Source organism: Gordonia otitidis, assembly GCF_020735545.1.
GTDB classification, from domain to species: domain Bacteria; phylum Actinomycetota; class Actinomycetes; order Mycobacteriales; family Mycobacteriaceae; genus Gordonia; species Gordonia otitidis.
This window is the reverse complement of the sequence record NZ_CP085974.1, coordinates 1,869,444-1,892,582: the sequence shown is the minus strand read 5'-3', so window position 1 is coordinate 1,892,582 and position 23,139 is coordinate 1,869,444. Positions and strand designations below refer to the sequence as shown.

General features: G+C 65.2%; 16 protein-coding genes and 1 pseudogene. 9 read left to right on the top strand and 8 right to left on the bottom strand.

Going from position 1 to position 23,139, the window contains the following annotated elements; all coding sequences use genetic code 11:
- Positions 1 to 16 precede the first annotated feature (16 nt).
- Positions 17 to 1,333, top strand: a complete 1,317-nt coding sequence (locus LK459_RS08575; protein WP_373279046.1) for a helix-turn-helix transcriptional regulator — start codon at positions 17 to 19, stop codon at positions 1,331 to 1,333.
- Between the two features lie 29 nt (positions 1,334 to 1,362).
- Here LK459_RS08575 and LK459_RS08570 read toward each other — a convergent pair whose 3' ends face one another.
- The gene (locus tag LK459_RS08570) at positions 1,363 to 3,138 is read right to left on the bottom strand and encodes a sigma-54-dependent Fis family transcriptional regulator (RefSeq protein ID WP_227922748.1); all 1,776 of its coding nucleotides are present in this window, start codon (positions 3,136 to 3,138) and stop codon (positions 1,363 to 1,365) included.
- A 188-nt stretch (positions 3,139 to 3,326) separates the two neighbouring features.
- Here LK459_RS08570 and LK459_RS08565 point away from each other — a divergent pair, with 188 nt between their 5' ends.
- From LK459_RS08565 to LK459_RS08530, 8 genes and pseudogenes are all read left to right on the top strand, one after another.
- Positions 3,327 to 4,928: a flavin-containing monooxygenase gene (locus LK459_RS08565; protein ID WP_227922746.1), complete on the top strand. Its 1,602-nt coding sequence runs from the start codon at positions 3,327 to 3,329 to the stop codon at positions 4,926 to 4,928.
- Between the two features lie 63 nt (positions 4,929 to 4,991).
- Positions 4,992 to 6,197, top strand: a complete 1,206-nt coding sequence (locus tag LK459_RS08560; protein ID WP_227922744.1) for a serine hydrolase domain-containing protein — start codon at positions 4,992 to 4,994, stop codon at positions 6,195 to 6,197.
- A 129-nt stretch (positions 6,198 to 6,326) separates the two neighbouring features.
- Complete coding sequence (locus LK459_RS08555; RefSeq protein WP_007240902.1) at positions 6,327 to 7,421, top strand: S-(hydroxymethyl)mycothiol dehydrogenase; 1,095 nt, start codon at positions 6,327 to 6,329, stop codon at positions 7,419 to 7,421.
- Positions 7,418 to 8,047: an MBL fold metallo-hydrolase gene (locus LK459_RS08550; protein ID WP_007240903.1), complete on the top strand. Its 630-nt coding sequence runs from the start codon at positions 7,418 to 7,420 to the stop codon at positions 8,045 to 8,047. Before LK459_RS08555 ends, LK459_RS08550 begins: the two co-directional genes overlap by 4 nt.
- Positions 8,048 to 8,117: 70 nt before the next feature.
- Positions 8,118 to 8,294, top strand: a complete 177-nt coding sequence (locus LK459_RS08545) for a hypothetical protein (RefSeq protein WP_227924031.1) — start codon at positions 8,118 to 8,120, stop codon at positions 8,292 to 8,294.
- 39 nt (positions 8,295 to 8,333) lie between these two features.
- Positions 8,334 to 8,795 (top strand): annotated as a pseudogene (locus tag LK459_RS08540) (DoxX family protein).
- 125 nt (positions 8,796 to 8,920) lie between these two features.
- Positions 8,921 to 10,756, top strand: coding sequence for a SulP family inorganic anion transporter (locus LK459_RS08535; RefSeq protein WP_227922743.1), 1,836 nt, complete (start codon positions 8,921 to 8,923; stop codon positions 10,754 to 10,756).
- Positions 10,753 to 12,273 carry an ATP-dependent DNA ligase gene (locus LK459_RS08530; RefSeq protein WP_227922741.1) on the top strand — a complete coding sequence of 507 codons (1,521 nt, stop codon included), beginning with the start codon at positions 10,753 to 10,755 and terminating at the stop codon, positions 12,271 to 12,273. Before LK459_RS08535 ends, LK459_RS08530 begins: the two co-directional genes overlap by 4 nt.
- A gap of 61 nt (positions 12,274 to 12,334) precedes the next feature.
- Here the strand turns inward: LK459_RS08530 and LK459_RS08525 are convergent, their stop codons facing one another.
- The 7 genes from LK459_RS08525 to purU all read right to left on the bottom strand — a co-directional run bounded on the left by LK459_RS08525 (position 12,335) and on the right by purU (position 23,125).
- Entirely contained in the window at positions 12,335 to 13,159 is an 825-nt protein-coding gene (locus LK459_RS08525; protein WP_227923636.1) for an IclR family transcriptional regulator, read from the bottom strand.
- A gap of 175 nt (positions 13,160 to 13,334) precedes the next feature.
- The gene (locus tag LK459_RS08520) at positions 13,335 to 14,921 is read right to left on the bottom strand and encodes a GMC family oxidoreductase (RefSeq protein WP_227922740.1); all 1,587 of its coding nucleotides are present in this window, start codon (positions 14,919 to 14,921) and stop codon (positions 13,335 to 13,337) included.
- A gap of 1 nt (position 14,922) precedes the next feature.
- Entirely contained in the window at positions 14,923 to 16,482 is a 1,560-nt protein-coding gene (locus tag LK459_RS08515; protein WP_227922738.1) for an APC family permease, read from the bottom strand.
- Positions 16,483 to 16,499: 17 nt separating this feature from the next.
- A complete protein-coding gene (locus tag LK459_RS08510) occupies positions 16,500 to 18,005 on the bottom strand; it encodes an aldehyde dehydrogenase family protein (RefSeq protein WP_227922736.1) in 1,506 nt (501 codons plus the stop codon).
- Positions 18,002 to 19,711, bottom strand: coding sequence for a BCCT family transporter (locus LK459_RS08505; protein WP_227922732.1), 1,710 nt, complete (start codon positions 19,709 to 19,711; stop codon positions 18,002 to 18,004). The genes LK459_RS08510 and LK459_RS08505 overlap by 4 nt, the downstream gene beginning before the upstream one ends.
- A 31-nt stretch (positions 19,712 to 19,742) precedes the next feature.
- On the bottom strand, positions 19,743 to 22,199 hold the full coding sequence (locus LK459_RS08500) for a GcvT family protein (protein ID WP_227922730.1): 2,457 nt from the start codon (positions 22,197 to 22,199) through the stop codon (positions 19,743 to 19,745).
- Positions 22,200 to 22,276: 77 nt separating this feature from the next.
- On the bottom strand, positions 22,277 to 23,125 hold the full coding sequence (gene purU, locus LK459_RS08495) for a formyltetrahydrofolate deformylase (protein ID WP_007240913.1): 849 nt from the start codon (positions 23,123 to 23,125) through the stop codon (positions 22,277 to 22,279).
- Positions 23,126 to 23,139 lie beyond the last annotated feature (14 nt).

Sequence of the window (23,139 nt, the reverse complement as noted above, 5' to 3'; positions counted from 1 at the left end):
CAATGGTGAAGTGACCCTGGAAGTACAGTCCGAGCGCTCGAGCGATGCGACGACGACGCTGTCGTCGACTCGGTGGCAGCAGTTCGTCGGTGTGGTGAATGGCCCGTTGCCGCGGATCGCCGAGCGATTCTCCAAGTTCCTCCTATCGGCGCATCCGCACGACGCGCTGATCATCTACACCCGCGAGTGCACCGGCCGACCCCGCAAGGTGGCCGGCGCAGCCGCGATCGTCGAGCGCGCCACGATCGCCGAACTCGACGCGATCAAGGAGTCGGTCGCGCGCGGGAACGTCCTGCACGGACACGCGGTGATCGGGGGCTCGCGACGAAGGGTGCTCGCGGTGCGCGACGTCAGCGACACACTGCTGGTGATGGTGCCGAAAACGACCAGGGCAACCAAGACGACCGCGACAACCAAGAGCACGCCCCACGTCGTCGATGATCTGCTCGCTGCGTGGTTCGCCCTGGTGGCAACGTCGATCCGGCAGCAGGTGGCCCAGGCGAGTCCCGACTATCTCGCCGAGTCTCGCGCCGCGTCGACAGAACGGGCCTGGACGATCACGCAGTTGACCGAGCAACACGAGGACACACTGGCGTCGATACTCGGGACGCTGCGCTCGCGCGACCTCGACGACGGGGCCGCTCGTACAGTCGCGGCGGAGACGGCGTCGGCCGCTCTGATCGCGCTGCGCTCCGTCGGAGACACCAACCGGGCCCTCGCCACTGAGGCCAGCGGTGTGGCCTTCCGCCGACTGCGCGCAGAGCTCGAGCCGGTGCTGCGCGACCTCGACGCCGACGTCGAGTTCGTGGAACCCGACGGTGATGCGACGCTGCCCGGCGAGATCGCCCACGCGGCACGGGCCATCGTGCGGGCGGTGGCCGTCGCAGTCGCCGCTCAACCCCACGTGACACGCTTGCGGATCGCGTGGGGGCGTCGCGGCGACGACCTCGTGATCGACGTCCGGGACCAGGGACAGGGCGAGCTCGACGGCGATGGCCTGACCCGACAGCTGGCGGGACGGTTGCGAGCCGTGGACGGGGTGCTCGACGTCGAATCGCTCGCCGGGTGGGGAAGCCGGGTCACGGCACGAATACCACTGGAAACACCCGTGTCTCGACCGGAGAAGGACCTGCTCGCCTCGCTGAACCCGCGCGAGGTCGAGGTGCTCGGCCATCTCGCGCTCGGTCGACGCAACAAGGCGATCGCAGCCGAGCTCGGGGTCAGCGAGAGCACTATCAAGTTCCACGTCGCGGCGATCCTGCAGAAGCTGCAGGTGTCCAATCGCGGGGAGGCTGGATTGCTCGCCGCGGGTGCAGGGATCACGGCGGGGTAGCCCCGGCCTGTTCGATCAGCGGTGGGGGATCAGATCCCGGTGATTCCGTAGCTGTGGATCTTGCGGTAGATCGAACTGCGGGACATGCCGAGCGCCTGCGCGGCACGAACCCGGTTACCGCCGCATTCGTCCAGAACGCGGACGATGGCGTCGCGCTCGGTGACCTCCAGCGTGGTGAGGACCCGATGGGCGGTGGTACGGCAGAAACCGGGCAGGTCCTCGGGCTGTATCTCTCCGACGGGTCGTCGTCGAAGAGCTGACTCGAGTGCCGAGTGCAATTGCGTCAGGTTCTTCGGCCACGAGTACGCGGCGATGATGCGCATGGCCTGCGGACTGATGCGGGTAGTGCGTTGTGGTGCAAGCTCCCTGAGTATGCGGTGCACCAACGGTTGCAGGTCTGGCCCGCGGAGGCGCAGTGGCGGCAGCGTGACCGAGTGCTCGAACAATCCGAGGAGCCCTCCGAAGTCTGTGACGGTTGCCTCCCGCGGAGGTGATGCGGTAGCCGCGAGGACGTATCCCGCGGCAGTGGCGTCGTCGATGGCAGAGCGCAACATCGGGGGCACTTGACCGTCGATGGCATCGACGTGACGAAGTACCAGCAGTCCGTTCCCGTCGGTCGGAGGGGGCGGGTGAGCGCTACACGTGGACGGCTGTGCGATGTCGACGACGACCACCGGTGCAGTGGGGTTGTCACCACGGAAAGCATCCGTCAGTACAGACAGGCGTCCACTGCCTGGCTCGCCGACCACGACCACCGCGCGACCGCACGCGAGTGACTGCACGACCTCGTTGTACGCGTGAACCCATGTCGGACTGCGCATTCCGTGAGCAGAAGAGGGCGGCAGCGCCGCCGTCCGAGAGACGGTTTCGGCGGCATCCGTCTCCGGCTGCCGGCCTCGATCCTCGTCGAGAACCGCCACCACTCCCACGACATCGCCGCGGCTGGTGATGTGTGTGGTCCGCATCCGGATCTGTCGGCCACCCTCGAGGGTCACCGTGTGTAAAGCGTTGTCGTGCTTGGACATCAAGTACTCGGCGTACTGACCGATGGTGGCCTGTTCGTCGGGATCCAGCAGTGCGCGGGCAGCTTCGTTCACCATGATCGTCTCGCCCAGGGCGATCACAGCGCGACCGGGTCGGGCGGAAGCTCGAAGATACGTCTCGAACACGGCGCGGGTGTCCTGGCTCCGGTCGAGGAGGAGATTGCGGCTGATGTCGGTCGCTGCTGAACGCACCAGTGCGTCGACGAGGCTGTTCCAACTCTCCGCCAACATGCTCGCGTCGAGCACCCCGACGACCCGCCCGGTCAGCGGATCTAGAATCGGCGCACCTGTGCAGGCGAACTGGACCAGCGACTGGTTGAAGTGTTCGGAGCCCACGACGCTCACCGGCGCCCCGACCTCGAACAACGTGCCGACCCCGTTGGTTCCGATACTGCTCTCCTCGAACGAGAATCCGCGGTCGAAGTCGACGCGGTCGAGCACCCGTCCAACCGCTGTCGAGCAATCGCGACGGTCGACGATCCTGGCCTGTGCGTCGGTGAGGGCGATGGTGACAGGGACGTCGGACATGTCGCCGGTGAGTCGTTCGAGAACCGGCCGGGCACAGCGCGCCAACCGCGAATCGAAGTCGATGTCGTCGTGGTAGGCGACCTGGTACTTGTCGGCGTCGAGCCCCGCGGACGCGCTTCTCGACCACGACGCCGCGACGACGTCGCCGACGCCGGCTGCTCCCTGCGGGCCGTATTCCAGGAAGTCTGCACGAGCAGCAGCGATACGGAGCTGCTCATCTCGTCTGTCACGCATGTGCTGCTCCCTCCCGCCCTGTGCGCATCGTTGTGACGCACGGCACAGCCGATTATTCATCGAGTGGCCATCCGGCGACCACCACCGATCGGACAGGATTGCTGTCCCAATTTGGGACACGTCGGATATGTGAGACAGGTCAAACATTCACCTCCAGGTGATCACAATCACATCAATGGAGGAGAACAATGTCTGACAGAACACTCGACGCGGTCGTGATCGGAGCCGGGGTCGCCGGTCTTTATCAACTGCATCAGCTTCGTGAACAGGGTCTTGACGTCAGGGCGTACGACACGGCATCCGGTGTCGGCGGCACCTGGTACTGGAACAGGTACCCGGGTGCGAAGTTCGATTCCGAGGCCTACATCTACCAGTACCTGTTCGACGAGGATCTCTACAAAGGCTGGAGCTGGAGCAGCAGGTTCCCCGGACAACGCGAGATCGAACAGTGGCTCAACTACGTCGCCGATGCGCTCGATCTGCGGCGCGACATCTCCTTCGGCACGACGATCACCAGTGCGGTCTTCGACGAGGAGACCAACCGCTGGACGGTGACCACCGACAGTGGCGAAACGATCGACACCCAGTACCTCGTCACCTGCTGCGGGATGCTCTCGGCGCCAATGTCCGACATCTTCCCGGGACAGAGTGACTTTTCCGGCGAGATCTTCCACACCGCACGGTGGCCACGCGACGGCGTCGAACTGTCCGGGAAGCGCGTCGGCGTGATCGGTAACGGGGCGACGGGTATCCAGGTCATCCAAACGATCGCCGATCAGGTCGACCAACTGACGGTGTTCATCAGGACGCCCCAATATGCGTTGCCGATGAAGAATCCGAGCTACGGTCCCGACGACGTCGAGGCCTACAAAGCGCGCTACGACGAGCTGCGGGAGAACCTGCCGAACACCTTCACCGGCTTCGAGTACGACTTCGACGTCGCGTGGGCCGACCTCACGCCCGCGCAGCGTCGGGAGCGTCTCGAGGCCGACTACGAGAACGGCTCGCTCAAGCTGTGGTTGGCGTCGTTTGCCGAGATCTTCTCCGACGAGCAGGTCAGTGAAGAGGTGTCGGAGTTCGTGCGCGAGAAGATGCGCGCCCGTCTGCAGGATCCGGAACTGTGCGATCTGCTGATCCCCTCCGACTATGGTTTCGGTACTCACCGGGTGCCGTTGGAGTCCGGCTATCTCGAGGTCTATCACCGCGACAACGTGCAGGCTGTGCCCGTCAAGAACAACCCGATCGCCCGAATCGTCCCCGAGGGGATCGTGCTCGAGGACGGCACGCTGTACGAACTCGATGTGATCGTCATGGCGACGGGCTTCGACGCCGGCACCGGCGCATTGACCAGGATCGACATACGTGGGCGTGACGGACGCTCGCTCCGCGAGGACTGGGGCCACGACATCCGCACCACCATGGGCCTGATGGTGCACGGTTATCCGAACCTGTTGACCACCGGTGCACCGCTGGCGCCGTCGGCTGCGCTGTGCAACATGACGACCTGCCTGCAGCAGCAGACCGAGTGGATCAGCGACGCCATCGGGTACCTGCGTGCCAACGGCAAGTCGGTCATCGAACCCACCGAAGAGGGTCAGGACGCGTGGGTGGCCCACCACGACGAACTGGCCGATGCGAATCTCATCTCGAAGACGCACTCGTGGTATGTCGGCTCCAACGTCCCGGGCAAGCCCAGGCGAGTGCTGTCCTACGTCGGCGGAGTGGGGGCCTACCGGGCTGCGACGTTGGAGGCCGCAGCAGCAGGCTACAAGGGATTCGCGCTGTCGTGAAGCGGCCAACCGTATGACGAAAAACGTTGACAATCGCAGTTTTTCATCGAAAGGACAGATCAGATGACCAGTTCAATCACCGGTGTCGACCGGGGCACGCTCACCCGGTCGGAGGACGTCGTTCTGAAGTCGGCGATCGACGCCGAGGCGCCCGTGGCGGGTGTCGTGGCGATGGTGACGGATCGCAGCGGCAACATCTACGAGGGGGCTGCCGGTAAGCGTCGCATCGACGGCGACGCCGCAATCACCACCGACGACGTCTTCGCGCTCTTCTCCACGACCAAGGCGATCACCGCGACCGCGGCATTGCAGCTCGTGGAGGAGGGTCAGCTCGACCTCGACCGTCCGGCATCCGACTACGCACCCGAGATCGGCGAACTCCAGGTGATCGAGGGCTTCGACGACGATGGCGCACCGAGGCTACGGCCACCGAAGTCGATTCCGACGACGCGGCAACTCCTCACTCACACCGGAGGTTTCGGATACGACTTCTTCGATGAGGTCTACTCCCGGCTCGCCGACGAGCAGGGCCAGCCGAGTGTGATCACGGCGACCAAGGCCGCGTTGACCACGCCACTGCTCTTCGACCCGGGCGAACGATGGCAGTACGGCACCAACCTCGACTGGGTCGGGCAGGTCGTCGAGCGACTTCGCGGCAAGCGGCTCGGAGAGGTATTCGAGGAGCGGATCTTCGCGCCATTGGGTATCGAGAACATGAGTTTCGTTCTGCGTGAGGACTTCCGCCCGCGGCTCGCCGAAATGCACGCGCGCAACGCCGATGGGTCTCTGACCCCGATGGACTTCGAGTTGCCGTCGCCGCCGGAGGTCGACTTCGGCGGTCACGGACTGTACGGCACCGTGGGCGACTACATGACGTTCATCCGGATGTGGCTCAACGACGGGGCCGGGGAGCACGGCCGGGTGCTCAAGCAGGAGACCGTCGAGATGGCTGTGCAGAACCATCTCGGTGACCTACCGGTGACGATGCTTCCGGGTGTGATCCCGTCGCTGTCGAACGATGCGGAATTCTTTCCCGGCCAATCGAAGTCGTGGTCGCTTCCGTTCATGATCAACAATGAACAGGCGCCGACCGGACGTCCAGCGGGTTCGCTGGGCTGGGCTGGGTTGGCGAATCTCTTCTACTGGATCGATCGGAAGAACGGCTACGGCGGATACTGGGCGACGCAGATCCTGCCATTCGGTGATCCGACGTCATTCACGAAGTACATGGACTTCGAGACCGCGCTCTACCGGTCGCTGGATCACTAGCAACGAAGGGGCGACATTCCTGTACTTTCGACCAGGTAGAACCATCCATTCGGATGGATGCATGTCTCGTGGCCTGCCACAAGACTGTGTTGAGTACAAGGTTCTCACCATCGAGAGGTTGAAAGCGGAATGTCGCAAACGGTCAAGGGAGTCATCTCGCGCAGCAAGGGCGCGGCCACGGAACTCGTCGACGTGGTCGTGCCCGACCCGGGACCCAACGACGTCGTCGTCGACATCGAGGCGTGCGGCGTGTGCCATACCGACCTGGCGTACAAGGAAGGCGGCATCAACGACGAATACCCGTTCCTGTTGGGTCACGAGGCAGCGGGCATCGTCGAGGCCGTCGGGTCGGAGGTGACACACGTCGAGGTCGGCGACTTCGTCGTCCTCAACTGGCGTGCTGTCTGCGGCGAGTGCCGCGCCTGCAAGCGCGGAAAGCCGTGGTACTGCTTCAACACCCACAACGCGTCGAAGTCGATGACGCTGACCGACGGAACGGAACTTACCCCGGCGCTGGGCATCGGAGCCTTCATCGAGAAGACGATCGTCCACGAGGGGCAGTGCACCAAGGTCAATCCGGAGACCGATCCCGCTGTCGCCGGTCTGCTGGGGTGCGGGGTGATGGCCGGGCTTGGCGCGGCGATGAACACCGGGAATGTCGGACGCGGCGACTCCGTCGCGGTCATCGGCTGCGGCGGAGTCGGCGACGCCGCCATCGCGGGCGCACGACTGGCGGGCGCCACGAAGATCATCGCGATCGACCGGGACCCGGCGAAGTTGGAGTGGGCAACCGAGCTCGGGGCGACCCACACCATCAATGGCGCAGAGGTCGACGACGTCGTCACCGCTGTGCAGGACCTGACCGACGGCAACGGCGTGGACGTCGTCGTCGACGCCGTCGGTCGGCCGGAAACCTACAAGCAGGCGTTCTACCTGCGTGACCTCGCCGGAACCGTTGTGCTGGTAGGTGTTCCGACGCCGGAGATGAAGCTCGAGCTGCCGCTGGTCGACTACTTCTCGCGGGGCGGGTCGCTCAAGTCGTCGTGGTACGGCGACTGCCTGCCCGAGCGCGACTTCCCGATGCTCATCGATCTCTACGAGCAGGGCCGACTCCCTCTCGACAAGTTCGTCACCGAACGCGTCGGACTCGGGGACGTCGAGGCAGCGTTCGAGGCGATGAAGGGCGGCAAGGTACTGCGCTCGGTGGTAGAGCTGAAGTCATGAGCAACGCGAGCATCGACAATGTGGTCACGTCCGGCACCTTCTCGCTCGACGGCGGTACCTGGGACGTCGACAACAACGTCTGGATAGTCGGTGACGACAGCGAGGTGGTGATCATCGACGCCGCGCACAGCGCCAAGCCCATCCTCGACGCTGTCGGAGACCGGACCGTCAAGGCGATCGTGCTGACACACGGCCACAACGACCACATCACTGTGGCACCGGAATTGTCGAAGGAAACCGGTGCGCCGATCCTGTTGCATCCCGGGGACAACATGTTGTGGAACGAGACCCACCCCGATGTGACGCCCGGCAACCTCGACGACGGCCAGGAGATCGAGGTCGCGGGGACGTCGTTGAAAATCATCAACACGCCGGGCCATTCACCGGGGTCGTCGGTGATCTACGCGCCGGAACTCGGCGTGCTCTTCAGTGGCGACACGCTCTTCAACGGCGGACCGGGCGCGACGGGTCGTTCCTTCTCGAGCTTCCCGAAGATCATCGAATCCATCAAGGAGAAGATCTTCGTGCTCGATCCGGAGACCAAGGTCTACACCGGGCATGGAGACGGCACGACGGTCGGCGACGAAGCACCGCACCTCGAGGAATGGATCAAACGGGGTAGCTGACCCCTCCAGCCTGTCCCAGCGCCGGACCTTCAGCGCCGTGCTCTTCTGTGCCGTATCCCGGTGTCACCCGATGACACCGGGATACGGCGGTACGGGCCTCGCAAACTGCGGTGCTCGTGTTCCCGACACGGTCGCTGATTTCGGTGTCGCCTGGATGGGTGTGTACCTCGCGGTCGCCGGCGTGCTGACGTTGATCGCGCCGTGGTCGGTGCGTGAGACGCGGACGGTGGATCTCTCCGAGGTGTGACGGGTTGCGGACCGCCCATCCTTGCCTGATAGTAAGGTAATGCTTACCTCACTCGGTAGGGCTGCGCCGTGGGCACTGGGCGTGTTCCGCATCGTTGTCGGATTCCTGTTTCTGTGCCACGGCACGTCGACGCTGTTCGGATGGCCGATCCCGCCGTACTCGGGCGTCACCGCCGAATTCGGGGCCTGGCCGTCGTGATGGGTCGTGATGATCGAACTGATCGGCGGTGCGGCGATCATTGCGGGTGTCGGCACCCGGATCGCCGCGTTCATCGGCTCCGGGGCGATGGCCATCGCGTACTTCTGGAAGCACCAGGGTGACGGGCTGTTCCCCATCGAGAACGAGGGCGAAGCGGCAGCGTTGTTCTGCTGGTCGCTGCTGCTGTTGGTGTTCCTCGGACCCGTCCGACCGGCGTTGGGACCGGTGCTCGCCGCCGGGTTCGGACGCAAGCGTGCCGAGCGGGATCCCCGTGGCGACGCCGCCATCGGCAGCGCTGCATGACGAAGCAGCGCTGAGTGACGAAGTAGCGCTGCGTCACGAACCTGCGGCGCCAAGGCGGGCGTCGTGGGTGCCGCGCCGGGTAACCTCGGCGGGGTGAGCGAACCGTCGAGTCGCAGGCAGCGGGCGTGAGCGCGGCGGAGACGCGCTCGGCGACGGTGCGTCGGACACTGCCACCGGCATTGCGCGGGTACCAACGCAGCTGGCTGCGCGCAGACATCCTCGCCGGTGTCACCCTCGCCGCTGTGGCCATACCGGAATCGATGGGCTACAGCACGATTGCTCACGTGCCGGTCGTGTCCGGCCTCTACACGATCATCCTGCCGACCGTCGTCTTCGCGGTCATCGGATCGTCGAGGTTGATGGTCGTCGGAGCCGACTCCGCGACGGCGGCCATACTCGGATCGGGCATCGCGGGCATCGGGGTGGCCGGATTGCAACCGGATTCGGCGGAGTGGCTGGGATTCGCCTCGCTGATCGCGATCGTGACCGGTGTGATGCTCGCGGTGGCGCGGCTCGCACGACTCGGCTTCCTCGGCGACTTCCTCTCCACCGCAGTTCTTGTCGGGTTTCTCGCGGGTACCGGCATCAGTGTGCTCACCGGGCAGATACCTGGCATGCTCGGCATCTCGGGCAGCGACGGGCGGATCTGGGAGCGATGGGAGCACGTACTCCAGGAACTTGGTTCGATCCGTTGGGCCGCAGTGGCTTTCGCGGTCGCAACCCTGCTGCTGCTCGCGGTGGGGCGGCGCTGGTTGACGCGGATACCGATGCCGATCGTCGTCGTTGTCGCGTCGATCGTCGTGGTCTACGCGTTCGGCTGGTCCGACGACGTCCCGGTGATCGGCACTCTGCATGGAGGGTGGCCACAGTTCGGACTCCCCGATGGTGTCTCCTGGGTCGACATCCCGAAGGCTGCGACGGTGGCGATCGGTTGCGCGGTGGTGATTCTCGCGCAGAGCGCGGCAACATCGCGGAGTTTCGCGCAGCGTCACGGTGAGGAGGCCAACGTCAACCGCGACATCGTCGGCCTGTCGGCGGCGAACATCGTCGCGGGCTTCTCGTCGACGTTCGTCGTCAACGGCAGTCCGACGAAAACCCAACTGGTCGAGGAAGAACACGGTCGGACCCAGGTGGCCAACGTGACGATGGCGGTGGTGGCGCTGATCGTCGTGGTCTTCTTCGACGACGCGCTGGGTTACCTCCCGCATGCTGTCCTGTCGGCGATCGTCGCGGTGGTCGCCGTCCGGCTGATCGACGTCTCGCAGTTTCGCCGCATGTGGCGGGTACGCAGGTACGAATTCACCATCGCGATACTCACCGCGGTCGTCGTGCTGGTGTTCGGAGTGCAGACCGGTGTCATCACAGCGATGGGGGCGTCGCTGCTGGCGATGGTCAGGCGTCAGTATCGGCCGGAGCGGTTCGTCGTGGGCGTTTCCGACCACGGACGTCACCGGCGGTACGAGTCCGCCACGCCCGGCGCCGAATCGATGCCGGGATTGATCGTCTTCCGCTACGACGCCGACCTGTTCTACGCCAATGCGAGTCGATTCGCCGACGAGGTCATGGCCCTGGTGAAGGCGGCACCGCATCCGGTGCGATGGATGGTGCTCGACTGCACGGTGATCAGCGATGTCGACTACACGGCATCGACGATGCTGAAAGATCTGATCACCTTCGTGCACAAGCGGAATGCGCACTTCGTGCTGGCGGGCGTCGACCCCGAACTCGGCGATGACCTGCTCACCGAAGGAGTGCTCGCCGGATTGAATCCCGACCACGTGTTCGCGACCGTCGGCGCCGCTGTGCGGGCTTACGAGGCCGACTACCCCGACGCCGTCGAGGCTGCGCGCCGAGAGGATTCGACGTCGGCGAAGACGCCGGCGGAGGGCGATGACTCGGGTGGAACCGCTGGATCTGGCCGTGCATCCTCGGGGGCTGCCGACGGCGGGGGTGCCTCGTGAAGCTCACTCGTGTGGTCACGGCGTCGGCCGCGATGGCTGCCACACGCTCGCGCAAACGAAAGACCGCCGAGCTCGTCGAACTGCTGCGGGCCGCCTCGGCCGATGAGATGCCGATCGTGGTCACATGGCTGTCGGGCGAGGTACCGCAGGGCAAGCTCGGCGTCGGATGGCGCTCATTAGCGGCACTCGACGTCGCACCTGTCGCGGAGCCGATGCTCGACGTCGTGGACGTCGACGACGTGTTCGAGCTGCTGGCCGCTGCGCGGGGCGCGGGTTCGGCAGCCGCGCGAACCGACTATCTGGCAGGGCTTTTCGGGCGTGCGACCGATGACGAGCAGGGGTTCCTGCGAAGATTACTGACCGGCGAGTTACGGCAGGGTTCTCTCGCAGGATTGATGGTCGACGCCGTTGCTGCCGCGACGGATCAGCGCGTCGATCTGGTTCGGAAGGCGCACATGCTGACCGGGTCGCTGTCTGAGACGGCGGTCCTCGCAGCCCGTGGCGGCGAAGAGGCACTCACCGGCGTGCGCCTCGAAGTCGGTCGGGCCATCGCGCCGATGCTGGCGACCCCCGCGGACGACCTGACGTCGGCGGTCGCCGATCTCGGACCGGACGTCGTCGTCGACTTCAAACTCGACGGCGCGCGAATCCAGGTGCACCGCAACGATGATGACGTGAAAGTGTTCACACGCACATTGCGCGACGTGACGAGTCGCGTACCGGACATCGTTGCCGTGGTGCGCGATCTTCCCTGTGACACCGTCATTCTCGACGGTGAGACGCTGATGCTCAGCGACGATGGACGTCCACGGCCGTTCCAGGAAACGATGAGCAGGTTCGGTTCGGCGGTCGACGAACAGAACCCGCGTCTGCTGCAGCCCTTCTTCTTCGACTGTCTGCATCTCGATGGGGTCGATCTGATCGACCTACCCCTCACACAGCGACTCGACGCGCTCAACTCCGTTGCGCCGCAGTTCCGCATCCCCTCGGTCACCGACCCGACGCCGATGCAGGCACAGGCCCAGTTCGACGCCGCGATCGCCGCCGGACACGAGGGCGTCATGGTGAAGTCGCGCAGCGGTGTCTATGCGGCGGGACGTCGAGGACGGTCGTGGCAGAAGGTCAAGCCCGTCCACACACTCGACCTGGTGGTGATCGCCGCAGAGTGGGGATCGGGGCGTCGACGAGGGTGGCTGTCGAATCTGCATCTCGGCGCGCGGGACCCCGACGGCGGACCGCCGGTGATGGTCGGAAAGACGTTCAAGGGGCTCACCGACGAGATCCTCCGCTGGCAGACCGACGAGTTCCCACTGCATGAGGTGTCGCGCACCGAGTACACGGTGTTCCTGCGGCCGGAGATCGTCGTCGAGATCGAACTCGACGGGGTTCAGCGGAGTTCGAGGTATCCCGGTGGCGTGGCACTGAGGTTCGCGCGTGTGCTGCGGTACCGGCCGGACAAGACCGCCGCGGAGGCCGACACGATCGACACCGTGCGAGAACTGCTGCCCGGCCAGTGAATCGAGTCCAGCGGTGAACACGCGGGGCCGGACCCGACCGGCCCCACATCGAGCCGCGTGGTCAGCCGCGGTAGCCCAGGCGCCGACTGACCGTGTTCGCCGCCCGAACCACGCCCTCGGCCAGTTCGGGGGCGTCCGCGGGGTCGAGGCGGTAGCGCGGTCCGGAGATGCTGAGCGCGGAGACGACAGCGCCCGAGTGATCGCGGACGGGGGCGGCCAGCGCGACCAGCCCGACCTCCAGCTCCTCGTCGGCGAGTGCCCAACCGCGTGCGGCCGAGGTGGCGACGTCGGCGACGAGCTCGTCGACGTCGGTGATGGTGTTGTCGGTGAAACCTGGCAGACCGCCGGGGTAGAGCGCACGCAGTTCGGCTTCACTCAGGCCGGTGAGCAGCGCCTTTCCCGAGGACGTGGCGTGCGCCGGTGACGGTTGGCCGATCCAGGTTTTCAACGCGACGCTCGACGATCCCTGCGATTCGACGACGTTGATGGCCTGCGCGGCGTCGAGGACAGCGAGATTCGTTGTCTCGCCGGTTCTCTCGGCGACCTCGTCGCAGACGTCCTGCCCGAGCTTGGCGAGGTCGGTGGTGGCCGTGGTCGAGCCGGCGAGTCGGACCACCGTGAATCCGATGCGGTACTTCCGACCACCAGGGGCCTGCTCCACGAAGCCGCGTGACTCCAGCGACGCGACGATTCTCGAGACTGTCGACTTGTGCACGCCGAGAGCGACGGACAGCTCGGTGATCCCCGCGGTACCGGCGTCGGCGATGAGCTCCATGATCCGTAGGGCGCGGTCGACGGACTGCACGGCGCCGCCCGCAGCCCGGTCACCGTCGGGCGCGTCAGCGGCCGCAGCCCGATCATTGCCGGGTGCGTCGTCTGTGCTCATGATGCTCATGAGCCTACCTTTGCGGTTCGACCGGCCGGGTCGGTTGTCTCCGTACACCCAATTGTCTCTGTACACAATGTGGACGTGAGCGGGGCGCCACGACAATAATCTCCTCGACACCCCGCTGAGGTGCGAGTTGTGTACGTACCGCCGCGCCCCGTCGCTCTGCTGGCTGTCATCGTCCGCGGTGCGCCGTCGTGATCAGGTCGGCGCACTTCTCGGCCATGGTCATCACGGTGATGTTCGGGTTGACGACGGGGAGCTTCGGCATCGCCGAGGCGTCGACGACCCGCAGCCCCGTGACGCCCTTGACACGCAGTTCGGGGTCGAGCACTGCCATCGGGTCCGATGTCGCGCCCATCCGCGCCGTCCCCGCAGGATGGTAGACGGTGTTGTGCGTCTTGTGCATGTAGTCGACGAGTTCGTCGTCGGTGACGGCGTCGAGCCCCGGTGCGAGTTCGCGTTCGACCCATTCGGCCAGAGGGCTCTGCGCACCGATCTCACGCGCGAGTCTGATTCCGGCTAGCATCATGGCCTCGTCGTGCCCGTCTGGGTCGGTGAAGTATCGCGGGTCGACGCGCGGCCGGTCACGGAAATCGCGCGACCGCAGCGTGACCGTGCCACGTGAAAGGCCCTGCGTCACATTGGGAGTGAGGCAGAATGCCGACTCGGCGGTCGGATAGCCCCAGCGCAGCGTGTTCATGTCGAATGGCACACTGCCGTAGTGCATCATCAGGTCCGAGTGGTCGAGACCGTCCTGCGTGGTCGCGAACAGCCCGATCTCCCACCACTGCGTCGACTCGGTGACCATGGGCCGCGACGCCTCCCAGAAGACGAGACCTTCGACGTGATCGTCGAGATTCTCGCCGACGCCGGGCGAATCGACGCGCACCGGAACCCCGACCTCACGCAGGTGCGCGGCGGGTCCGATACCGCTGAGCATCAACAGTTTCGGCGTATCGATGGCGCCGGCGGTCACGATCACCTCACGACGGGCATCGGCGGTGTCGTATCCAGTGAGATCCGGTCGTAGATATCGCACGCCCGTCGCGCGCAGCGCGTCATCGATCACGATCTCACTGACCCAACTCTCGGTCAGCACGGTGAGATTGGGCCGTTTGCCCAGTATCGGATGCAGATACGCATGCGACGACGACATCCGTTCGCCGCGCGCGTTGGCGTTGATCTGCAGCCAGCCGGCCGCATTCAGTTGCCAGTCGTCGCGATTGAAGGCGACGGTGGGCAGCCCGACCTTGGCCGCGGAATCCAGCACTGCCTGCCCGCACGGATCGTTCGGTGGTACGTCGCGCAACTCGACCGGCCCGCTGTGACCATGCGGGTAGCCCTGGTATGTACCCGTCGCCACGTTGTTCTCGACGCGCGATACATACGGCAGTACTCCCTCGGGCCCCCACCCCGTGGCGCCCATCGCCTCCCAGTCGGACAGACCCTGCGCCAGGGGCCAGAACGCGATACACGAATTGTGCGACGAACACCCACCGAGAACCTTCGCACGCGCGTGCCGCAGGAAGCTGTTGCCCTTCTCCTGCGGCTCGACGGGGTAGTCCCAGTCGTAGCCGGAATCGAGCAGGTGCATCCAGTCGGTCAACACGAGGATGGCGGGATCGTCGACGTCGCTCGGACCTGCTTCGATGAGACAGACGGTAACCCCGGGGTCCTCCGAGAGGCGCGCAGCGAGAACACATCCCGCGGTACCACCGCCGGCGATGACGTAGTCGTAGACAGCGTGCGAAGGATTCATGTCAGAGACCTCCACCGATCACGTCTGCGGGTGAACTCGCATGCGACGCGAGGGTCCCGATGTGGCGACGCCCCACCGTGAAGTACCAGAGCAACCCGAGACCGAGGATGATCCCGATGTAGACGAAGGCGCCCCACGTGTTGAACCACGGTGTGCCGTAGACGGCTGAGCGCGGCCATGCGAGGTTCAGCGCCATGCCGATGCCCCAGACGACGGCGAGGAGATTGACCGCCAGACCCCAGCGGCCCATCGTGAAGTACCCGCCCTCGGCGAGATCCTTGGGCGGCCACTCTCCTCGAAACCGCTTGAGCAGCATGGGCATCGTCACCAAGAGATAGGCAAGGTAGATCATGATGATCGCGATCGACGTGAGCACCGTGAAGATCTTCGGCTGGCCGATGTTGACGACCAGGATGAGCACGGCGAGGATGCCGATCACGAAGGCCGGAATCACCGGTGTCTGACGCTTGGGATCGACCTTCGCCAGGTGCGCCCCGAATGGCAGTGCGTTGTCGCGCGCCATCGCGAACATCAGGCGGATCGCGGCGGTGTGCACCGCGAGCGAACACACGATGACCGCGATGACGATCGCGACGAGGAAGATCTTGCCGAGCGGGCCCCACATCACCGCCTCGACGATGTACTGCAGGCTGCCGTCAGGCCGACCGAGCTTCGGGTCGTCGAGATCCGGGGCCGCCATGATCGCGAACACCAGTATCGCGCCGCCGATCACGAACGATGCCAGGATCGCGCGCAGGATCGCCTTGGGGGCTGTGCGTCGAGGTTCGACGGTCTCCTCGCCGAGAGAACTGGCGGTGTCGAACCCGTACATGACGTAGCCGGAGGCAAGTGACGCGACAAGGAAGGCGCCGAGATACCCGCCACTCTCGCCGGCACCGTAGCCGTGCGTGGAGAAGAAGACCTGGGGGTCGCGAGTGACGTTGCACGCGAGGATGACTGCGATGAGTACGGCTGCGATCAACTCGACGAACACCCCGACGCTGTTGATCAGCGCCATGAGACGAACACTCCACGCGTTGATCGCGGTGGTGATCGCGATGAGAATCGCACCGAGGATGACGGCGTTCACCGCATACGACGTCGCAGTGGTGCCGTCGCCGTAGATCTGAAAGCCGCTCCACAGTCGGGGCAGATTGAGCTGTAGTGCCAGTACGACGGCGGCGAGCGTCACGATCGACGCCGTCAGCATCAGCCATCCCGCCGACCAGCCGACGAGTTGGGTGCCCAGCCGCTTGGCCCAGTTGTAGACCGACCCCGCCACCGGGTACTTGGCCGCGAGTTCCATGAAACACAGTGCGACGCAGAGCTGTCCGACGAAGACGATGGGCCACGACCACAGATAGGCGGGTCCTGCCGTGCCGAAACCGAAATAGAAGAGTTGGAAGGTGCCGGTGAGGATCGAAATGTAGCTGACGCCGGCGGCGAAGCTCGCGAACTTACCGATACTACGGTCGAGTGACTGTTTGTATCCGAAGTCTTCGAGGCCGTCGGCCCCCGGTGTCGTCGACGGCGTGGATGTCGGCGTGGACTCTGTGGCCATGGTTCCTCATCATGTGATCATTCCGGTCCGAACCACCGCGACGCCGACGGCGCGGTGTTGTGCCAGATGTGCTTTGTCTCTTGATATTCCGCGAGCCCTGTTGGCCCGAGCTCTCGGCCGTTACCGGACTTGCCGAATCCTCCCCATTCGGCGGCTGGTGTGTAGTAGCCGAAGTCGTTGAGCCACACCGTTCCGTGACGGAGGCCGCGCACCATGCGTTCGCCGAGCGCGGCGTCGGACGTCCGGACGCCTGCGGCGAGCCCGTAGGAGGTGTCGTTCCCGAGGGCGAGTGCCTGCTTCTCGGTGTCGAAGCGCTCGACGGTGAGGATCGGTCCGAACGTCTCGTCGCGGACGATCGCCATCGACCGATCGCAGTGGTCGAAGATGGTGGGGGAGAAGAAGTATCCTCCCGGATCGAGGTCATCGCGGTCCGGTCGACCGCCACCGCAACGCAGTACCGCGCCCTCGTCCTTGGCGGCTGCGACGTAGGCGTGCATCTTGTCGAGTTGTGCCTGCGACACCAGGGGGCCGGTCTTGCTGGTCGGGTCGAGCCCATCGCCCATGCGAATCGTGCCGGCCCCGGCCACCAGGGCGTCGACGAAGTCGTCGGCGATCGACGAGTGCACGATGAGGCGAGTGCCTGACGAGCAGACCTGTCCGGAATGCAGGAAGACGCCAGTGAGCACCTGATCGACCGACGACCCCCAATCGGCGTCGGGAAAGACGATGTGGGGGTTCTTCCCGCCGAGTTCGACGGCGACCTTGGTGACGTGTTTGGCCGCGGTCTCGGAGATCACGATGCCGGTCTGCAGTCCACCGGTGAACGAGATGAAGTCGACCTCGGGATTGTCGGTGAGCGCGGAGCCGAGAGCAGCACCGGAACCCTGCACGAGGTTGAGCACACCGGCCGGGACGCCTGCCTCCTCGCACAGCCTGACGAACGCGATGGTCGACAGCGGCGTCACCTCACTGGGTTTGACGACCATCGTGCAGCCCGCGGCGAGTGCCGGCGCGATCTTCCAGGAGATCTGCAGGAGCGGATAGTTCCACGGCGCGATGAGGACACAGACGCCGATCGGCTCACGCACCACGCGGCTGATCACCGCTGGGTTGCCCACGTCGACCACCCGGTCGGCGGAGGTCTCGATCAGCGCCGCGTAGTAGCGGAAGACCGATTCGACATCGTCGATGTCGATCTCACTTTCCGCCAGGGTCTTCCCGGTGTCGAGCGTCTCGATGCGGGCGAGTTCGGCCTTGTCGCGGACGAGGAGGTCGGCGATGCGACGCAGCAGCGCGGCCCTGTCGGCCACGGTCGTCGCCGACCACTCGCCCGCGTCGAATGTCGCGCGCGCCGCGGCGACGGCGGCTCGTGCATCCTCAGGGGTGGCCTCGTCGACGGAGACGAACTCCGCTCCGGTCGCAGGGTTGATCAGTGCCCGGACACCGCCGTCGGACGCCGAGCGCCATGCGCCGTCGATGTAGAGCTGGTGCGTGCCGATCAACCCTGCGAGCGGTGTGGTCATTCGTTTCTGTCGCCTTTCGCCCCGGGCACGCGTGCCCCGGTGAAGTTCGTCTCGACCGTGTCGTTGACGGGCGGGACGATCGGATCGCCGGACTCGGGATCGAGTGCGGCGAACTCGCTGGTCTCGATCTTGACTGCTTCTTCGCGGATGTGCTCGTCGACGCGTTCGGACAGCATGGTCCGCGCGACGATCAAGGGATCGCGACGCAGGTCCATGTACAGCGACACGCACATGCCCACCATCACCAGGACGAACGGCAGGGCAGCGATGATGGCCATCTGTTTGATGCCGTTGAGCCCGTCGTCGCCGCTGACGGCCAGCAGCACCGCGGCGACCGCACCGGTCGAGACACCCCAGAAGATCGTGACCCACCGGCTCGGCTCGGGTGACCCGCGTTGTGACAGCGTGCCCATCACCAACGACGCCGAGTCGGCTCCGGAGACGAAGAAGATGGCCACCAGGATCATCACCAGGGCTGAGGCGATCGCTGTCCACGGCAGGTTCGCCAGGACGTCGAACAGGGTGTCCTCGCTCGCGCTCGTGTCGGGATCGAAGGGCAGTTTTCCGTCGGTGAACTGCCGGATCGCCGACCCGCCGAAGATGCAGAACCACAGCAGCGACACGACGGTCGGGACGATCATGACTCCGACGACGAACTCGCGGATGGTGCGGCCTTTGGAGATCTTCGCCAGGAACATACCGACGAAGGGCGTCCAGGACACCCACCACGCCCAGTAGAAGATGGTCCACGAGGCCAACCAGCTCTCGCCGTCGGCGTCGACGGTGGCACCCGACCGCGCCGAGAAGCCGAGGACGTCGTTGGCGTACGCGCCCATCGTGGTGGGCAACAGATTGAGGATGAACACGGTGGGGCCGACCACGAAGACGAAGACCGCGAGGATCAGCGCGAGCACCATGTTGATGTTCGACAGCCACTGGATGCCCTTGGCGATGCCGGAGACAGCCGAGGCGACGAATGCCGCGGTGAGTACCGCGATGATCGTGACCAGCACCATGGTCGACGGGCTCTTGACCCAGCCCACCTTGTCGAGGCCGGAACCGATCTGCAGCGCACCGAGCCCCAGCGAGGCGACGGTGCCGAACAGCGTCGCGAAGATCGCGAGGATGTCGATGATCTTGCCGATGGGGCCGTTCGCCGAATTGCCCAGCAGCGGAGCGAACACCGCGCTCATGAGCTGACTGCGACCGAGGCGATACGTGGAGTACGCGATGGCCAGACCCACCACCGCGTACATGGCCCACGGGTGGAATCCCCAGTGGAACATGGTCGTTGCCATGGCGACCTGGACGTCGCGCGCCGAATAACCCGGTGGTGCCTTGACGAAGTGGAACAGCGGTTCGTATGCACCGAAGAACATCAGACCGATGCCCATGCCCGCGCTGAACATCATCGCGATCCAACTCACGGTGCGGTATTCGGGTTTGTCGCCGTCCTTGCCGAGCGGAATCCGACCGTACTTGCTGACCGCCAGCCAGATCGCGAAGATCACGAAGGCGGTCGAGGTGAGGATGAACAGCCAGCCGAGGTTGTCGGTGATCCAGTTCAGGACGTCCGACGAGACGGACGAGAGATTATGAGGTTTGACCAGTCCCCAGATGAGGAACGCGATGATGAGTGCTGCGGTCACCCCGAAGACCACAGGGTCGAGGGTGTAGCGTTTTCGCACTTCGTTCAGGTTCGCCATGGCGCCTCATTTCGCAGGTAGCGGTCGACACTTACTGCTTGATTCGTGCCATCTCGGGGTCGAACACAGGATCCGAGATCACTAAGGAACCATACGACGTGCGCAAGTAATCGACCTCAAGGGCGGTCGAATCGGGCAGATCCGACGGAAGCCACGCGTACGCGAGACAGGCACCGACAGTGGGCGACCACCCCGCGCTCGTGACATATCCGACGACATCTCCGTCGACGCTCACCGGCTCTTTTCCGAGTACGACCGCGGCGGGGTCGTCCAAGCGCAGCGTGCGCAGGCGCGACGAGCAGGTTCGGTGCGCGAGCGCCTTCTTGCCGACGAAATCGTCCTTGGTCATCCGCACCGCGAAATCGAGTCCAGCGGCCGCAGGCGTGTGCTCTGTGGTCATGTCGACACCCGCTGATCGATACCCCTTCTCGATCCGCAAGGAGTTGAACGCGATTCGTCCCGCGGCGATGATCTTCTGCGCCTGCCCCGCGATCATCAGGAGGTCCCACAGACCCCGGCCGTACTCGGCGTCGGTGTAGATCTCCCAGCCGAGTTCTCCCACGTAGGAAACCCGCATCAGCGTCACGGGCACGGAGCCGATCGTTGTCCGAACACAACGGAAGTATCTGAGCCCGTCGTTGGTGAGGTCGGTCGGGGTGAGCGGTGCGAGGACCTCGCGGGCCAACGGACCCCAGAGCCCGATGCAGCAGGTGGCACCCGTGATGTCGCGCAGGGTCACGCTGCGGTCGGCCGGCAGATGTCGGGACAGCCAGTCGAGGTCGATCGGTCCGTTGGCGCCCACCTGGAACAGTTCGACGCCGAGCCGGGCAACGGTCAGATCCGAGCGAATGCCGCCGACGTCGTCGAGCATCAGTGTGTAGGTGATCGATCCCACCGACTTGTCGACGTCGTTGGTGGTCAGCTGTTGCAGGAATTCGACCGCACCCGGCCCGGAGACCTCGTAGCGTGTCAGCGGCGTCATGTCGTACATCGCGACGTGGCTGCGGGTCCACGACGCCTCGGCGACCGAGATAGGCGACCAGTGCCGCGCCGACCAGTCGTCGCGTTGCGGAACCTGCAGGCCGCCGGCGACGAGCTCATCGAGCAGTGGACCGTTGGCCTCGAACCATGCCGGTCGCTCCCACAGCCCGCCGACCCAGAACTGCGCGCCGAGGTCGACCTCGCGGTCGTAGAACGGGCTGGTGCGAACGCCACGCGGTGCGGCGGGCTGGTCGTGCGGATGGATGATGTCGTAGACCTCGACGAACGACTGCGAACTACTCGTCAGGATGTAGTCGTCGGTGAGGGCCGCTTTCTCGAAGCGATACAGATCGAACTCGTGGGTGTCGACGCCGGGCGTCCCGTCGACCATCCACTCGGCGACCGTGCGCGCGATACCCGCGGAGTGCGTGACCCAGACCGCCTCGGCGACCCAGAACCCCTTCAGTTCCCGATGCTCTCCGACCACCGAGTGCCCGTCGGGTGTGAAGGAGAAGATGCCGTTGAAGCCGTCGTCGACCTTGCCGGTGGACAGTTCGGGGATGAGCGACACGGTCTGTTCCCACGCGTCGGCGAAGTCGTCCGGCGTGAACATCAGTTTCGACGGCATCTCCTCGAGCGAGATCGTCGTGTCGTAGTCGAGTGCGCCGACGTCGGCTGGCATGGGCCGGTGACCGTAGTAGCCGATACCGAGTCGGTCGCCGTGTTCGCGGTAGTAGAGGTCGTGGTCCTGGTGGCGCAGGATCGGCAACGACGCTTCTGCCAGCTCGGAATTGACGCCACGGCGCGATTCGAGTGGTGTCGTGTACGCGTACTGGTGGGCCATCGGCACAAGCGGAATGGTCAGTCCGACACGACTCCCGAACTCTCTGCCCCAGAACCCGGTGCAGCACACCACGATGTCGGCGTCGACGACCCCGGTGGACGTCCGCACCCCGCGCACCTCGCCGTTCTGTTCGACGACGTCGATCACGTCGGTATTGCCGACGAACCGCGCACCGCGCGATGCCGCGCGCGCAGCCTGTGCCTGCGCGGCGCGCAATGCCTTGGCGAGACCGTCTCGCGGCGTGAAGTATCCGCCGACGATCCGGTCGGGATCGAGGAGTGGGTACTTCGCGTGACATTGTTCGGGAGAAAGGATTTCGTGTTCGACGCCGCGCGAGGCCGCCCATCCCGCCTTGCGGTGGAGATCGTCGAGCCGGGCCTCGGTCGTCGCCACTTCCAGCCCGCCGAGATGGCTGAAACACCAGCCGTCGGGGTGCTCGAGCGCCGAGAACTTCTCGAGCGTGTACGTGGCGAGTTCGGTCATCGTCTTCGACGGATTGGTCGCGAAGACGAGTCCCGGTGCGTGCGAGGTCGATCCGCCCGTGGCGAAGAGCGGACCGCGGTCGAGGACGGTGACGTCGGTCCAGTCGCGCGCGGTGAGTTCGTCGGCGAGTGAGGTCCCGACGATCCCCGCGCCGACGATGACGACTGTGGGTGTTGGCATGAGGCTTTTCCTTCTTGTGGGGATCTGGCGCTTGTGGGGATCCGGTGCCCTGCGGGATCTGGTGTGAACGTGCGGATCTAGCTGAAGACCACGGTGCTGGTGCCGTTCATCAACACTCGGTTCTCGCTGTGCCAACGCACCGCGCGGGAGAGTGCCAGAGCTTCGGCATCGCTGCCGACGGTGGCCAGTCGGTGCGGGTCGTGGGTGTGGTCGATGCGGATGACCTCCTGCTCGATGATCGGTCCCTCATCGAGGTCTGCGGTCACGTAATGTGCTGTGGCGCCGACGTATTTGACACCGCGTTCGTGTGCCTGGTGATACGGTTTGGCGCCCTTGAAGCCGGGCAGGAACGAGTGGTGGATGTTGATCGCTCGGCCACGCAGTCTCGCACAGGTCTCGTCGGACAGGATCTGCATGTAGCGGGCGAGGACGACGAGGTCGGCGTCGAACTCGTCGATCGTGGCCAACAGCCGTGTCTCGGCGTCGGCCCTGGTGTCCGGTGAGACCGGTAGATGCCGGAACGGCAGTCCCGCGGACGTGGCCATCGGTTCGAGATCGACGTGATTGGAGACGACGGCGACGAGCTCACCCCCGAGTGTGCCCGCACGCCAGCGGAAGATCAGGTCGTTGAGACAGTGCCCGAGTCGCGAGACCATGACGACGATTCGCGCCGGCGTCTGGTCGTGGATCTCGAACTCGGCGTCGATCCCGGCGGCGAGATGCTCGAACGCACGAGTGATGTCGGTGGCGCTCGATTGCCGCGCCGACACGAATTCGGTTCGTACGAACAACGTGTGGGTGGTCGGATCGTCGAACTGTCGGTGGTCGATGACCTCGCAACCGTGGCTGTAGAGGAACGAGGAGACCGCGTGCATGATGCCTCCGCGGGACGGGCAGCGGAGGGTCAGCGTGAAAGTGGACGGCATGGGCTGTGCTTTCG

Excerpts from the sequence above, each read along its gene's own strand:
- LK459_RS08570 (WP_227922748.1), bottom strand. The coding sequence starts at position 3,138 with ATGCGTGACAGACGAGATGAGCAGCTCCGTATCGCTGCTGCTCGTGCA.
- LK459_RS08565 (WP_227922746.1), top strand. The coding sequence starts at position 3,327 with ATGTCTGACAGAACACTCGACGCGGTCGTGATCGGAGCCGGGGTCGCC.
- LK459_RS08560 (WP_227922744.1), top strand. The coding sequence starts at position 4,992 with ATGACCAGTTCAATCACCGGTGTCGACCGGGGCACGCTCACCCGGTCG.
- LK459_RS08555 (WP_007240902.1), top strand. The coding sequence starts at position 6,327 with ATGTCGCAAACGGTCAAGGGAGTCATCTCGCGCAGCAAGGGCGCGGCC.
- LK459_RS08550 (WP_007240903.1), top strand. The coding sequence starts at position 7,418 with ATGAGCAACGCGAGCATCGACAATGTGGTCACGTCCGGCACCTTCTCG.
- LK459_RS08545 (WP_227924031.1), top strand. The coding sequence starts at position 8,118 with ATGACACCGGGATACGGCGGTACGGGCCTCGCAAACTGCGGTGCTCGT.
- LK459_RS08525 (WP_227923636.1), bottom strand. The coding sequence starts at position 13,159 with ATGAGCACAGACGACGCACCCGGCAATGATCGGGCTGCGGCCGCTGAC.
- LK459_RS08520 (WP_227922740.1), bottom strand. The coding sequence starts at position 14,921 with ATGAATCCTTCGCACGCTGTCTACGACTACGTCATCGCCGGCGGTGGT.
- LK459_RS08515 (WP_227922738.1), bottom strand. The coding sequence starts at position 16,482 with ATGGCCACAGAGTCCACGCCGACATCCACGCCGTCGACGACACCGGGG.
- LK459_RS08510 (WP_227922736.1), bottom strand. The coding sequence starts at position 18,005 with ATGACCACACCGCTCGCAGGGTTGATCGGCACGCACCAGCTCTACATC.
- LK459_RS08505 (WP_227922732.1), bottom strand. The coding sequence starts at position 19,711 with ATGGCGAACCTGAACGAAGTGCGAAAACGCTACACCCTCGACCCTGTG.
- LK459_RS08500 (WP_227922730.1), bottom strand. The coding sequence starts at position 22,199 with ATGCCAACACCCACAGTCGTCATCGTCGGCGCGGGGATCGTCGGGACC.
- purU (WP_007240913.1), bottom strand. The coding sequence starts at position 23,125 with ATGCCGTCCACTTTCACGCTGACCCTCCGCTGCCCGTCCCGCGGAGGC.